10 protein-coding genes are annotated in these 14,521 nt (G+C 72.9%); 1 reads left to right on the forward strand and 9 read right to left on the reverse strand.

The features are described from left to right. Nucleotides 1-11: 11 nt before the first annotated feature. The 9 genes from ACGFZQ_RS09100 to ACGFZQ_RS09140 form a co-directional block, all read right to left on the reverse strand. Nucleotides 12-335, reverse strand: coding sequence for a multidrug efflux SMR transporter (locus ACGFZQ_RS09100; RefSeq protein ID WP_351745403.1), 324 nt, complete (start codon nt 333-335; stop codon nt 12-14). 76 nt (nt 336-411) lie between these two features. Then, nucleotides 412-1,422: a ribosome small subunit-dependent GTPase A gene (rsgA, locus tag ACGFZQ_RS09105; RefSeq protein ID WP_393839760.1), complete on the reverse strand. Its 1,011-nt coding sequence runs from the start codon at nt 1,420-1,422 to the stop codon at nt 412-414. 11 nt (nt 1,423-1,433) lie between these two features. Then, entirely contained in the window at nt 1,434-2,762 is a 1,329-nt protein-coding gene (aroA, locus tag ACGFZQ_RS09110; protein WP_393839761.1) for a 3-phosphoshikimate 1-carboxyvinyltransferase, read from the reverse strand. Nucleotides 2,763-2,890: 128 nt separating this feature from the next. Beyond that, the gene (locus tag ACGFZQ_RS09115) at nt 2,891-3,604 is read right to left on the reverse strand and encodes a M50 family metallopeptidase (protein ID WP_351745396.1); all 714 of its coding nucleotides are present in this window, start codon (nt 3,602-3,604) and stop codon (nt 2,891-2,893) included. A gap of 161 nt (nt 3,605-3,765) precedes the next feature. Then, nucleotides 3,766-9,612, reverse strand: coding sequence for an amino acid adenylation domain-containing protein (locus tag ACGFZQ_RS09120; protein ID WP_393839762.1), 5,847 nt, complete (start codon nt 9,610-9,612; stop codon nt 3,766-3,768). Further along, complete coding sequence (locus tag ACGFZQ_RS09125; protein ID WP_393839763.1) at nt 9,609-10,379, reverse strand: class I SAM-dependent methyltransferase; 771 nt, start codon at nt 10,377-10,379, stop codon at nt 9,609-9,611. The genes ACGFZQ_RS09120 and ACGFZQ_RS09125 overlap by 4 nt, the downstream gene beginning before the upstream one ends. Continuing rightward, entirely contained in the window at nt 10,373-11,131 is a 759-nt protein-coding gene (locus ACGFZQ_RS09130) for a thioesterase II family protein (RefSeq protein ID WP_393839764.1), read from the reverse strand. Before ACGFZQ_RS09130 ends, ACGFZQ_RS09125 begins: the two co-directional genes overlap by 7 nt. A gap of 80 nt (nt 11,132-11,211) precedes the next feature. After that, nucleotides 11,212-12,711 (reverse strand): ABC1 kinase family protein, encoded by a 1,500-nt coding sequence (locus ACGFZQ_RS09135; RefSeq protein WP_393839765.1) that lies wholly within the window; start codon nt 12,709-12,711, stop codon nt 11,212-11,214. A gap of 99 nt (nt 12,712-12,810) precedes the next feature. Beyond that, complete coding sequence (locus ACGFZQ_RS09140; RefSeq protein ID WP_393839766.1) at nt 12,811-13,368, reverse strand: hypothetical protein; 558 nt, start codon at nt 13,366-13,368, stop codon at nt 12,811-12,813. Between the two features lie 332 nt (nt 13,369-13,700). Between ACGFZQ_RS09140 and ACGFZQ_RS09145 the strand changes: the two genes are divergently transcribed. After that, nucleotides 13,701-14,516 carry an SOS response-associated peptidase gene (locus tag ACGFZQ_RS09145; protein ID WP_393839767.1) on the forward strand — a complete coding sequence of 272 codons (816 nt, stop codon included), beginning with the start codon at nt 13,701-13,703 and terminating at the stop codon, nt 14,514-14,516. Nucleotides 14,517-14,521 lie beyond the last annotated feature (5 nt).

Here is a 14,521-nt window from a genome sequence, read left to right on the forward strand (position 1 = left end):
AGAGGCGCGCTTCAGTGCGTCGAGCCCGAGAGCTGGAGGCCGATCACGCCCGCGATCACCAGGCTGATGGAGATGATCTTCAGGGTGGACACCAGGTCGCCCAGGAAGACCATGCCGTAGATCGCCGTGCCCGCCGCCCCGATGCCCGTCCACACCGCGTACGCCGGGCCCACGTCCAGCTTCTTGAGGGAGAGGGTCAGGAGGCCGAAGCTGCCCAGGGCGAAGGACGCGAACGCGATCGTGGGCCATAGACGGGTGAAGCCGTGGGAGAGCTTGAGGCACACGGCGAAGCCGGTCTCCAGAATTCCGGCCACGATCACGAGCAGCCACGCCATGTGCCGTCCTCCCGTAAGTCCAGCTCGGTGCGATTATGCACTTACCGAACTCGGGTCAGGACAAACAACGCGGTGGTCAGTCGCCTTCCGTTCGCTCGCGTGTCGACAGGAGACGGCGCAGCGAGTAGAGACGGGCCGGATCCGCGTGGCCCTCGGCGACCCACGCGTCCAGCGCGCAGTCCGGCTCGTCGTGGCTGCACGCGCGCGGACAGTTCACCGTGCCGGGCTCCAGGTCGGGGAAGGCGAGGATCACCCGGGACGGGTCGATGTGCGCCAGCCCGAAGGAGCGGACGCCCGGGGTGTCGATCACCCAGCCTTCCTCGCCGGTGAGGGGAAGGGCCAGGGCGGAGGTCGTGGTGTGGCGGCCCCGGCCGGTCACCGCGTTCACGTGGCCCGTCGTCCGCCGGAGGTCCTCGGGGACCAGGGCGTTCACCAGCGTCGTCTTGCCGACGCCCGAGTGGCCGACGAACGCCGTGATCTTGCCGTCCAGATGGTCCTGGACGACGCGGGCCGCGTGTCCCGTCTCCAGTTCCTCACGGCTCGTGACCACGTAGGGGATGTCCAGGTCGCCGTACAGCTCCAGGAGCTTGTCCGGCGGGGCCAGGTCCGACTTGGTCATGACCAGGAGTGGGGTGAGGCCGGCGTCGAAGGCCGCGACCAGGCAGCGGTCGATGAGACGCGGGCGGGGCTCCGGGTCGGCCAGGGCCGTGACGATCGCCAGCTGGTCGGCGTTGGCGACGACCACCCGCTCGAACGGATCGTCGTCGTCGGCGGTACGGCGGAGCACGGACGTCCGGTCCTCGATGCGCACGATCCGGGCCAGGGAGTCCTTCTTGCCGGACAGGTCTCCCACCAGGGCCACCCGGTCACCGACCACCGCCGCCTTGCGGCCCAGCTCGCGCGCCTTCATCGCCAGGACCGTACGGTCCTCGACCAGGCAGGTCAGTCGGCCCCGGTCGACGGTGAGGACCATGCCCTCGGCCGCGTCCTCGTGCGCGGGGCGGATATGCGTACGGGGCCGGGTGCCCTTGCGGTTGGGGCGCTGACGGATGTCGTCCTCGTCGGTGTGCTTGCCGTAGCGGCGCATGGTCGTCGCCCCTAGGCCCCGTCGCTCCCGAGCATCCCGGTCCACAGGTCGGGGAAGTCCGGCAGGGTCTTCGCCGTGGTCGCCACGTTCTCGATCTGAACGCCCTCCACGGCCAGCCCGATGATCGCACCGGCCGTGGCCATGCGGTGGTCCTCGTAGGTGTGGAAGACCCCGCCGTGCAGCCTGCGCGGGCGGATGTGGAGGCCGTCGGCGGTCTCGGTGACGTCACCGCCCAGCTCGTTGATCTCCTTGGTGAGCGCGGCCAGCCGGTCCGTCTCGTGGAGACGGAGATGGGACACGCCCCGGAGGGTGGAGGGGGAGTCGGCGAGGGCGGCGACCGCCGCGATGCCGGGGGTCAGTTCGCCCACGTCACCCAGGTCGACGTCGACGCCGTGGATCCGGCCGGAACCGGTGAACTCCAGGCCGTACTCGGTCAGTTCGCAGGAACCGCCCATCTCGGTGAAGATCTCGCGCAGCCGGTCGCCCGGCTGGGTGGTCCGCGACGGCCAGTCCGGGATCAGCACCCTGCCGCCCGTCACCAGGGCGGCGGCGAGGAACGGCTGGGCGTTCGAGAGGTCCGGCTCGACGGTCAGGTCCCGGCCGAGCAGGGCGCCCGGGGTGACCCGCCAGACGTTCGGCTCGCCGCCCGACTCCGGGGTGTCCACCTGGGCGCCGACCGCGCGCAGCATGTCGACGGTCATCCGGATGTGCGGGAGGGAGGGGAGGTTCGCGCCGATGTGGCGGACCTCCACGCCCTGGTTGAACCGCGGACCGGAGAGCAGCAGGGCGGACACGAACTGGGACGAGGACGAGGCGTCGATCGACACCGGGCCGCCCTCCAGGGCGCCGCTGCCGTGCACGGTCAGCGGGAGCGCGCCCCGGCCGTCGTCGTCGATCCGGGCGCCGAGGGCGCGCAGGGCGTCGATCACGCCGTGCAGGGGGCGCTCGTAGGAACGGGGGTCGCCGTCGAAGCGGATGTCGCCGGCGGCGAGGGTGGCGACGGGCGGGAGGAAGCGCATCACGGTGCCGGCGTTGCCGACGTCGACCGTGGCGGGGCCGCGGAGCCCTGCCGGGATCACTCGCCAGGCCTCGCCGGAGCCGTCGGGGCCCACGCCCTCCTCGATGCCGACGCCCATCGCGCGCAGAGCGCCGGCCATCAGCAGGGTGTCGCGGGACCGGAGGGGGCGGCGCAGCCAGCCGGGCTCGGAGGCGAGGGCGGCGAGGACGAGGGCGCGGTTGGTGACCGACTTGGACCCGGGCACGTGGACCGTCGCGTCGACGGCCCCGCTTGCATGGGGGGCGGGCCAGAGGGCGGTTGGTGCGGTGGGGTTTGCGGCCATGGGGTCACTTTAGTGGGAGGCCGTGGGTAGCGGCTTCGTGTGAGGCTGTGCGGGCCCCCGGTCGCGCCCGCGCGGGAGCCGCCGGGATACGGGCACCGCGCCCCTGGCGCCTGCCCCTACGGGGCGCGTCAGGCATCCAACAGCCATCTGCCCCCACCGATCAGCGAACACAGCGACACCGCGTGGAACAGGAACAGCCACATGCCCGCCGGTACGTGGGTCAGGCGGGACAGCTGGTCCGCGTCCGAGTCGCCGGCGCCGCCCCGCGAGCGCTTCGCCTGGAGTTCGAACGCCGGGCGTACGCCGCCCAGCAGCAGGAACCACACCACCGCGTACGCGAACGCCGCCTGCACCTGGGGCCCGGCCAGCCAGGACACCAGCAGGAACGCGCCGCCCGTCAGGAACACCGTCAGGACGCCGTACGCGTTGCGGATCATCACCAGCATGGCGATGAGCAGGGCCGTCGCGACCCACAGCAGAAGGGTGATGCGGCCGGCGCCGAGCAGGGCCGCGCCGCCCAGGCCGAGCAGCGGGGGCGCGGTGTAGCCGGACGCCGCCGTCAGGATCATGCCCAGGCCGTGCGGCTTGCCCCGGCTGACCGTGAGGCCGCTGGTGTCGGAGTGCAGGCGGATGCCGGTGAGCTGGCGGCCGGTGAGCAGGGCGACCAGGCCGTGGCCGCCTTCGTGGGCGATCGTGATGGCGTTGCGGGATATCCGCCACACGGTGTGCGGGACGACCACGGCGGCCGCGGCGGCGAGCGTCGCGATCACCACCCACAGGTCCGGGTCGGGCTGGGTGCCGATCAGCTCGTCCCAGAGAGAGGTCGCTGTGCTGGTGTCCATGGTCTCCGGTCGTTCCCTCTCGTCGTACGGAGTCGGCAGTCTGACACGTATGTATGTGTGGTCGGCGTGTCAACGGCCAGGAGAGAGGGAACGTCCCCGGATCACCGTCTTCGGGCCGGGATCACTGTCCGCGGTCCCGGAGCGCTGTCAGCGGTCCCGGATCAGACCGCGCCGCTCACCTCCCCGCGGCGCCGGTCCACCGCCGTCGCCAGGTCGGCGACCGTCCGGCTGGTGAAGACCTCGCGCAGGCTGATCGAGATCTGGAAGCGGTCGCGGATCCTGGCGATCAGCCGGGTCGCGGCCAGCGAGTGCCCGCCGAGGTCGAAGAAATTGTCCTGAACGCCCACCCTGGGCACGTCCAGCAGCTCGCTCCACAGGGTGGCCAGCTGGTGCTCGGTGGGGGTGCGCGGGGCGACATAGCCCGTGGCCGTACCGGCGGCCTGCCGCGGGGCCGGCAGCCGGCGCCGGTCCACCTTGCCGTTGCCGGTGAGCGGCAGGCTGTCCAGGGTCAGCACGTGCTCCGGGACCATGTGGGCGGGCAGCCGCCCGCGGAGCCAGTCACGCAGCCGGTCCGGGAGGGGCGCCTCCCGCGGTGGCACGGGAGCGGCCGTACGGTCCACCCGGCCGCCGACCAGGGCATGCACCAGCAGATGACGGTCGCCCAGGGCGAACAGCGGCTTGAGCGGCCCGAAGTCGAGTTCGCCGATGGGGCACAGCCCGACGTCGGTGCCCGCCGCCCAGTCCATGAGCAGCTGCCCCATGTAGCCGGCCTCCAGCAGGCACAGGTCGCGGGCGAGTGAACCGTACAGCGGCTCGATCGCCGCCAGGTCGGCGACCAGGAACAGGGTGAACCCGGCCGCGTCGACGAGGGCGCGGTTGTGCCCGGCGTGCACCTCGGCGCCGACCACCGCGCCCTCGCCGAGCAGCACCACGGCGTTCTGCCGCGGGTCGACGTAGTACGCGCCGGGCGCCAGGCCGGCCACCGCACCGGCCTTCACGTGCAGATACGTCTGGACGGGATACAGGCCCCCGGCCGACGGATAGCGGCACCTGGCCAGCCCGTCCACCTCGTCCTGCCCCAGCAGGCCCAGGCCGGCGGCCAGTTCGGCGAGGGCGACCGGCGCGCCGAGGAACGCCCGGTCGCTGCGCCGCCGTGACGGCTCGGCGCGGACCCCGGGCAGCGGGACCCGGTGCCGGCCGGGCTCCCGGCGCAGTCCGTGCCGGGCCAGCTTGAACTCCGCCCGGGCCAGCGGGTCGAGCAGCGTGATGCCGGCCCGCCGCCCGGCCTCGAAGTCCGCCGTACCGTCCTGCCGGCCGGGGACGACATAGGCGACCAGACCGTCATGGCCGGGCCGGTCCGCGCCCGACGTGGCGGCGACGACCGCCGAGCCGACCTCGGGATGGGCGAGCAGCGCCGACTCGATCTCGCCGGGTTCGATCCGCTGGCCGCGGATCTGGACCTGGAAGTCGGTCCGGCCCATGAACTCGATGGTGCCGTCCGGCCGCCACCGGCCCAGGTCGCCGGTGCGGTACATCCGCTCCCCGGTCGCCGGGTGCGCCACGAACACCGCGTCGGTGCGCTCCGGGTCGCGCCAGTAGCCGTCGGCGAGGCACACCCCGGAGACGTACATCTCTCCGGTGACCCAGTCCGGGCAGTCCCGCAGCCGTTCGTCGAGCACGCGGTAGCGGACGTTGGCGATCGCGGTGCCGTACGGGATGCTCCGCCACTCGGGGTGGGTCTCGCCGACTGGGAACCAGATGCTCCACACCGTGGTCTCGGTCGGACCCCCGATGGAGACGACCTCGACGCCCGGCACCAGCTCGCGCAGCCGGCCCGGTACGGGGAGCGGGATCCAGTCGCCGCCGAGGATCACCAGCCGCAGCGAGGCCGGGCAGGCCCCGCTCTCCAGGAGCATCTCCATCATCGCCGGGACCGAGTTCCACACCGTGACCCGGTGGCGGGCGATCAGCTCCGCCCAGTGCGCCGGGTCGCGGCGGTCGGCGGCGGCCGGGACGACCACGCTGCCGCCGGCGCCCAGCAGCCCGAAGAGGTCGAAGGCCGACAGGTCGTGGTGGAGCGCCGTCACGGCGAGGCAGCGGTCGGCCTCGGTGACCCGGTACGTCTCGATCGTCTGCACCAGGCAGTTGACCAGCGCCCGGTGCGGGACCATCACGCCCTTCGGCTCGCCCGTCGATCCTGAGGTGAACATCGTGTAGACGAGGTCGTCCGGGCTGCCGGGCGCCGGCAGCGGGGTGTCGGCGACGCTGGGCAGCGGCTGGTCGACGCAGAGCCGCGGGCGCCCTTCCAGGTCCACGTCGAGGTGCGACTGGGTGAGGACGAGCGCCACCTCGCCCCGGTCGAGCAGCTGCCGCACGCGCAGGGCGGGCTGGTCCGGGTCGACGGGCAGATAGGCGGCCCCCGAGAACAGCACGCCGTAGGCCGCGACGACCTGTTCCCAGCCCTTCTCCATGACGATGGCGACGAGCTGCCCGGGCCGGGCGCCGTGCGCGAGCAGCCAGCGGGCCACCTGCCGGGAGGCGTCGGCGAGTTGGGCGTACGACAGGGTCCGGTCCGGGGCGATCACGGCGGGGGCGTCGGGGCGGAGCGCGGCCTGCCGTTCGAACAGCTGCTGCACCTGGAGGTCGGGGACGGGGCGTTCGGGGCCGGCGTAGGTGTGTTCCGGCAGGGCGAGCGGTGCCGGCCGTGTCCAGGCCTCCTCGTCGGTGGCGAGCCGGTGCAGCAGGGCCGTCTGGGCGTCGAACATGGCGTCCACCAGCCCGTCCGGGAAGAGCGCGTCGACCGAGTCCCAGTTCAGCAGCAGCGCGCCCTCCTGCTCGTGGGCCTGGCAGTCCAGGGTGACCTGCGGGGTCTGGGAGATGGTGAACACCGGGGTCAGCAGCCGTTCCAGCGGGGTGCGCTCCGCGGTGGCGAAGGCGAGGTTGCTCGTCAACACCACCGGCATCAGCGCACGGTCGTAGCCGCCCTGCAGGCGCATCAGCTCACGCAGCACCTCCACCCCGCTGACGGCCGTGTGCCGCAGGTCGTCCCGGAGCCGCCGCTGCACCTGCCGGGCCCGTTCCAGGAACGTCTCGGCACCACGGTGGTCGATCTCGAGGAGCGTGAAGGAGGCGAACTGGCCGAGCACCTCGTCGTACGACGTGTCGCGCACCGGGCGGGTCAGGCGCGGCACGTTGAGGGTGAAGTGGCGGCTGTTGCTCCAGACGGCCAGCACCTCCGCGTACACCGCGAGCAGCAGGGCGCTCGGGGTCAGACCGGCCCGTCCCGCGCGCTCCTTGAGGCCCTGCCAGGTCCCGGCGGACAGCACGGTGTCCCGGCGCGCGAAGTGCGGTACGTCCACGGCCGCGACCCGGGCCGGCAACTGCGGCGCCGGGGGCAGTTCCGGTAGCCGGCGCCACCAGTAGTCGTAGGCGCGCCGGTACTCGGGGGTGTCCCGGCGCCGGGTCTCGGCGTGTACGTGGTCGCGGAACGAGCGGGCGGGGGCGGGCGGTCGGGCGTCGGGCTCGCAGTAGAAGCGGGACAGGTCGTCGAAGAGCAGCCGGCCGGAGGAGAAGTCGGCGATCAGCGAGTCCACGCTGAGATGGATCCGCAGGCCGTCGTCCAGCCGGGTGGCGGCCACCTCGAACAGCGGCCACCGGTCGGCGGGCCGCACCTCGTGCGACAGCCGCTCCCGCACGGCCGCCAGTGCGGCCTCGGCCGCGTCCTTCTCCTGCCCGCGCAGATCGGTCACCCGGATCTCGTACGGCGGCACCTCGGGCAGGATCCGCTGCTCGTTGCGGTCGGGCAGCATGACCGCGCGCAGCATCTCGTGCCGGTCGATCACCCGCCGCCAGGCGTGCTCGAAGCGGAGCAGGTCGAGATCAGGGGCGTCGAACTCCACGTACACGTGGGTGGAGACGTTGCCCAGCTCGAAGGCGCCGGTGCGGCCCAGGCAGTAGGCCTGCTGGGTGTCGGTCTGGGGGAAGGGGGCGTGCGGGTCGTCCGGCGCGACCGGAGCCGGGTCCGGCGCGGAGGCGGAGGCGGACCTCGGCCGTTCTCCGACGGCCGCCGCGAGTGCGGCGATCGTCTGGGCGTCGTAGAGCGCGTCCTCGGAGAGGGAGATCCCGAGGTCCTGCTCGATCCGTCCCGCGAGCCGCAACATGGCCAGCGAGTCCAGGCCCAGCCCCGGCAGCGAGTCCCCGGGCCCGGGCCGCCGCCCGGAGGCGGGGGCGAGCGAGGCGACGAGGTCGGTCAGATAGTCCTCCACGGACGCCCCGTCGCGGTCCTCCACGGACGCCCCGTCGGCCCACTCGCCCACCACGCTGAGCGACCCGGCGACGAGCGCCGCCCGGGTGGCCCGGCGCTGGATCTTCCCGCTGGACGTCTTGGGCACGGTCGAGGCGCGGACCAGGACGAGCCGGTGCAGCCGTACGTCGAACTCCGCGGTGATCGCCCGCCCGACCGCATCCGCCACCTCGGCCACGGGTGGCGCGGCCACTCCCCGCCGCACCTCCGCGACCACGACCAGCCGCTCCACACCGTCGCCGTCGTCGATGCCGACGGCGGCCGTGGCGTTGGGCCGCAGCGCCGGATGGGCGCCCTCCGCGCAGCGCTCGATGTCCTGCGGATAGAGATTGCGGCCGCGCACGATGATCAGGTCCTTGCTGCGCCCGGTCACGAACAGCTCGCCGTCCCGCAGGAAACCGAGGTCGCCGGTGCGCAGGAAGGGGCCCTCGCCGCTCGCCGTACGGGCGCCGAAGACGGCCGTGCTCTCCTCCGGCCGCTTCCAGTACCCCTGTGCCACGTTCGGACCGCCGACCCAGATCTCCCCGACCTGCCCGGGCCGGCACGGCGCCCCCTCGGCCGGATCGACGACGAGCAGCCGCTGTCCGTCGACGGCAGCGCCGCACCCCACGACGGTCCGGTGCTGCCCCGCGCCGCCGGGCACCACCCGGTGCGCCTCCAGCGCGGCGGCGTCCAGGGTGACGGCGGCCGCGTCGGTGAGGTGCTCCCCGCAGGACACCATCAGTGTGGCCTCCGCCAGCCCGAAACTGGGCCGCAGCGCCTCCCTGCGCATCCCCCAGGGGGCGAAGTGCGCGGCGAACCGGTCGAGGGCCGCGGCCGGCACCGGCTCCGCGCCGACCACCACGGTCTCCAGACCGGCCAGGTCGAGCGGCGCCCCGGCGGCGGGGTCGACGCGCTCGACACACAGGTCCAGGGCGAACGGCGGCACGGCGGACGCCGTGCCGCCGTACACGGAGATCGCGCGCAGCCACTGCACGGGGTCCAGGACGAAGGTGCCCGGCGCCATCAACACCCCGGGGAAACCGCCGAACAGCGGCTGGAGGATGCCGCCGATGAGTCCCATGTCGTGGAACGGCGGCAGCCAGCTGACGAGGCGGGAGTCCTCCGTGGTCCGCAGCCGCCACTGGATCTGGGCGGAGTTGTGCAGCAGATTGCCGTGCGAGACCATCACGCCCTTCGGCACGGCCGTGCTGCCCGAGGTGTACTGCAGGAAGGCGAGATCCGCCCGGCCGGCGCCCGGGTCCGTCCAGGCGTCGGGGTCGGCGGTCGGGGCGGCGCCGGACAGCCAGGCGACGGGACCCAGTTCGCTCAGGTGCTGCCGTGCGGTGGCCGTGGCCCGGTCACCGGCGAGCACGGCGGCGGGCGCCGCGTCCGCGGCGATCGCCCGCAGCCGCGCCGCGTTGCGGGCATGCGGCGGATACGACGGCACGGCGACCAGCCCGGCGTAGAGGCAGCCGAAGAACGCGGTCAGGTAGGCGGTGCCCGGCGGATGCAGGATCAGCACCCGGTCGCCGGGGGAGCAGCTCGCCTGTAAGGCCGCCGCCACCTGGCGGGCCCGGCGGTCCAACTCGGCGTAGGTGAGGGTGGATTCCTCCGTGCCGTGGCTGTCGAGGAAGACGTACGCCTGCCGGCCGGGCTGCTCCGCGGCGCGGGTCCGCAACAGGTCGACGAGACTGCGCGGGACGGTCTTGAGGGGGGTGTTCATGCTGGTCCTCCGGTTTCCGTTGAGGGTTCGGGACGCTCCGCGGGATCGGGGTGCCCGGGCTTCTCCGCCCGGACCCACCGGGTGGGCACCCACGGTCCGCTCCACCACATCCGGTGGCCGACGTCGGCGCGGGTGACGTCCCGGGCGCCGGCGGCGAGCAGCAGGTCGCGGTACTGGCCGGTGTGGAGGATGTCGACGACGAGCAGCCGTCCGCCCGGCCGCAGCACCCGGTACGCCTCACGCACCGCCTCCCCTCGGCCCCGCGCGTCGGTGATGTTGTGCAGGGCCATGCTGGACACCACGAGGTCGAACCGGCCGTCCTCGAAGGGGAGTTGCCGCATGTCGGCGGTGACCAGGTCGATCCGGTCGGCGACCCGCTCCCGGTCGGCGTTCTCCAGCGTGGTCCCCGCGCGGTTGCCGGACTGGTCGACCGAGCGCCACAGGTCGACGCCGGTGACCCGGCCCCGCTCCACCCGGCGGGCCACCGCGGTCAGCACCGCGCCGCGCCCGCAGCCCAGGTCCAGGATCTGTTCGTCGCCGCGCAGCCGGAGCCCGTCAAGGAGCTCCTCCCACACCAGGAACTTGCCGCGCACGCTGGCGTGCAGGAACAGGCCGGCCGGGGCGGCCGTCACCGCCGGGATCCGCAGCAGCCAGCGGGGCGCCCCCGCGGCGACCGCCACCAGCGGCAGTACGACCGAGCCGCCCAGCCCGATCAGCCAGCCGGGCGCGTCGACGCCGTACCGGCCCTTCCCGGCCGCGCCTACCACGCCAGCTCCCCGGCCACGAAGGCCAGGACCTGCGGGGCGGCGGCGAAGACGAAGAAGTGGTCGCCGGCGAAGACCCGGACCCTGACGTCGGTGCCGAGGTCGCGCCAGCGCTCGACCTCGGCGGGTGCGGCGGCGGGGTCGCCGGACCCGCCGAGGGCGATCAGCGGGATCCCGGGCCGCAGCACTCCGTGCGCCCGGTAGGTCTCGGCGGCCTCGAAATCCGCGCGCAACTGGGGCAGGACGAGCGCGAGCCACTCCTCGTCGGCCAGCAACTCCGGTGGGATGCCGCCGAGCCGTCGCAGCCCGGCCACGAACTCGGGGTCCGGGAGCGGGTGCATGGCGGGGGTGGAGCGCGGGAGGTGGGGCGGCACGCTGCCGGAGACGACCAGCGCGGCCGGCGGACGGCCGGAGTCCTGGAGGCTGAGGGCGAGTTCATAGGCGAGCAGGGCGCCCATGCTGTGGCCGAACAGGACGTACGGCAGCCCTTCGGCGCGGCGGGCGAGCGGGGCCGCGAGTCTCTCCGCGAGCCGCACGACCGAATTCTCGGCGGGTTCCGTCATACGGATCTCACGGCCCGGCAACTGGACGGGGACGACCTCGGTACCGGGGCCGAGCAGGTGCTGCCAGGGGCGGAACACCGAGCCGCCGGCGCCGCCGTGGGGGATGCAGAAGAACCGGACGCGGGCAGGGGACGGCCGGGACGCGCCCGGCAGGGCGTGCGGGAACCATGAGGCTGCTGTTGTGACACACACGGGCAGACAGAGACCTTCGGTTCACGGGTGACGGGTCACGCCACCCGAAACGGACGGGTGGGAGAGACGGCGCGGGGCACTCACGCCCGGCGCCGCCGGTGGTCCAGGTAGAGGGCGAGGGCACCGAGGGCGAGCGCCACGTTCGGGCCGGATCTGCCGCCCTGGGACCGGGTCGGCACGACCTCGCTGAACTGCACCCTGAGGCTGCGGTCGGCGATGTCGTCGTTCAGCGCGCGGAGCTGTTCGGCGGCCCCGGCCTGGGTGAGGGTGGCCTCCAGGAGGCGCCGCGCCGACTGCTGCGGGGAGGCGGTCTCGCGCACCATGTGCAGGACGATGCGGGGGACCTCGCGCTGGAAGACGTCGACCAGCGCCAGCTCGGGTGCCAGACAGCGCACCGAGCCCTCCAGGTTGGCGAAGGACTTGCCGAGCAGCGAGACCGCCGGGCAGGAGGCGATGCCCCGGCGGGTGGACTTCTCGAGGACGCTGGTGAGCGTGATGCCGAAGTTCAGCTCGTCCAGGGAGGCCGTCGCGATCTTCGGTACCAGCGCCGCCATGTCCTGGGAGAACCCGGGGATGTCCGACCACGGTGTCGTGCGGCCCATCTCCACCCAGGCCTTGGCCAGGCCGTGCCCGTCGTTCTGGGCGACGGCCATGAGCACCAGCAGCAGCCGCATGCTGGTGCGCTGGTCGATCCGGCCGATCATGCCCCAGTCGATCAGCGTCGCCTCCCCGTCGTCGGTCACGAAGACGTTCCCGGCGTGCGGATCGGCGTGGTAGATGCGCTCGATGAAGTAGCTGCGGTACATGAACGCGATCAGTTCGCGGCTGACGGCGAGCCGGTCGCGGTCGCGCAGCGAGGCCGGGTCCGCCTTGCGCACGGAGACCCCCGGGGCCATGGACTGCACCAGGACCCCCGGCGTGGCGGCCAGGACGCCGGGCACGGACAGCCGCGAGAAGCCGCGCAGCGCCTCGCGCGCCCGGTCCATGTTCGCCGCCTCCTTGGTGAAGTCGAGTTCCGGCTCCATGGCGTCGAAGACCCCGCCGAGCATGGACTCGACATCCACGACCGTGCTGAACCGCGGGGCCACCCGGGCGGTCAGCCGGGCGGCCTGGCGCAGCAGCGCCATGTCCGTCAGCACGGTCTCCCGGATGCCGGGCCGCTGCACCTTGATCACCCCGGGCCGGCCGTCGGCCAGGGTGACCCGGTGCACCTGGGCCAGGGAGGCGGCGCCGAGCGGGCGCTCGACATCGATGTCGTCGAAGTACCGCTTCCAGTCCGGCCCGAGGTTCTGCTCCAGCACGGGTTCGAGTTCGGAGAACGGCTGGACGTCCACCTCGTCGTGCAGGTTCTGCAGCTCCTCGATCATGATCGGGGAGACCATGTCGGGCCGGGTGGACAGCATCTGGCCGATCTTCACGTAGAAGGGCCCCAGGCTCTCCAGGGCGCCGCGCACGGCCCGGGCCCGCCGCCGCTCCCGCTCGTCCGGGGCGGCGCCGGTCGGGGCCGCTCTGGTCTCACCGACGACCTGTTTCAGTACGGCGGCTACCGTCCGCATCCGGCTGCCGGTGCGCGGGGCCATGAACGGGGTCCTTCCGGTGGCGCGCGTACCGCGACGGAGTGCGGGTCCGTCGCGGCACGCCGGCGGGCGGGCGTGCGAGGGGCGTGAGCCGGGACGGCTCTACGCCTTCTTGGGCGCGCTCCTGGTGACCGCCCCGATGGCTCCGGCCGCGCCGAGCAGCGGCTCCACCGTCTTCAACGCTTCCATCAACAGGCCGACCACATCGGACAGTTGCTGGATCTGCTGGGGCAGCGCCGCGAGTTGCTGGGGGAGCGCGCCCAGCTGCTGGGTCAGCTCCCCGGCCGCCGCCAACGGGGCGCCGACGGCCCCGGTGAGGGCGGCGACGGGCTGCTGGACGGCAGCGGCGGCACCGCCGATCCCGCCCGGCCCCGCCAACCCGCCCAACCCGCCGATCCCGCCGGCTCCGCCGGACAGCAGGGCGAGGGCCGCGAGATTGCGGTTCTTGTTCTTGTTCTTCTTCTTGTCGTCGTCGTCCTGGAGCAGGGACATGGCCGTGAGTGTGCGCAGCGTGTCCCCGGGCATGGCCGCTAAGGCGTGCGCGGGCAGTCCGAAGGGCAGATCGTCATCGTCGTCCCGGTCGAGCAGGTCGTCCCAGGCCTTCTTCCAGTCGTCGGCGACATCGCCGTAGAAGTCCTTGATGGTGTCGATGGTTCCCACAGGAGTCCTTCCTGGTGCTGAGTGCTGTGAGCCGTGCCACGGCAGCCCACGGCCTACCGCCGGCCGCGGGGTGGGGAGGAGGGGGGTGCGGGAGAGGTATCACCGCCGAATGTCCGGACAAGACATCCGAAGCAGTGAAAAACTTAGCAAGACGCACGGGATGAGGGAAGTAATAGAATTTTGCACTACTTGCGGATGTTTGCCTGATCTGCCTGTCGGCTTGAGCTATTGACCAGCACATATGCCAGGGGTGTGTGCCCGGCCCCGTGCGGCCCAGTACCGATTCCGCCGTCCCGGCTTCAGCCCTGGGAGTGAAATGTAGGGTTGTGAAGATGTGCGGACGGTACGCATCGAGTCGTAAACCCGAGGACCTGGCCGGAATCTTCGAGGTCGAGAAGTGGGAGCCCGAGGAGACTCTGGCGCCCGACTACAACGTGGCCCCCACCAAGGAGGTCTACGCGGTTGTGGACCGGCCCCTGAGGGACGCGGACGACAAGCGGCCGGTCCGTCAGCTGCGCAGGCTCAAGTGGGGCCTGGTGCCCTCCTGGGCCAAGTCGCCCGAGGGCGGCGCCCGGATGATCAACGCGCGCGCCGAGACCGTGCACGAGAAGCCGTCGTACCGCCGCGCCTTCGCCGCCCGGCGCTGCATCCTGCCCGCCGACGGCTACTACGAATGGGTCACCGCCGCGGAGGAGCGGGAGCTGGAGGTCGAGGGCAGGAAGAAGCGGCCGCGCAAGCAGCCGTACTTCGTCCTGCCGGCCGACGGCTCGGTGTTCGCCATGGCCGGGCTGTACGAGTTCTGGCGGGACCGCACGCTGCCCGACGAGCATCCGCTGGCCTGGTGGGTGACCTGCTCGGTGATCACCACGGAGGCGGAGACCTCGCCGCTGGCGGTGGCCCCCGCCGAGGGCCCGCGGTCGCTGTCCGACATCCACCCCCGGATGCCGCTGATGCTGACCCCGGACCGCTGGGACGCCTGGCTCGACCCGGTCCGCACGGACGTCGAGGACCTGCGCTCGCTGCTCGCCCCGCCGCCGGAGGGCCTGATGCGGGCCTACCCGGTCGCCACGGCCGTCAGCAACGTCCGCAACAACGGCCCTGAGCTGCTGACGGAGCTGGAGGCACCGGAAGAGAGCACACTCTTCTAGCCTGC

The sequence above is a fragment of the Streptomyces sp. NPDC048254 genome (assembly GCF_043201895.1).
Taxonomy (GTDB): domain Bacteria; phylum Actinomycetota; class Actinomycetes; order Streptomycetales; family Streptomycetaceae; genus Streptomyces.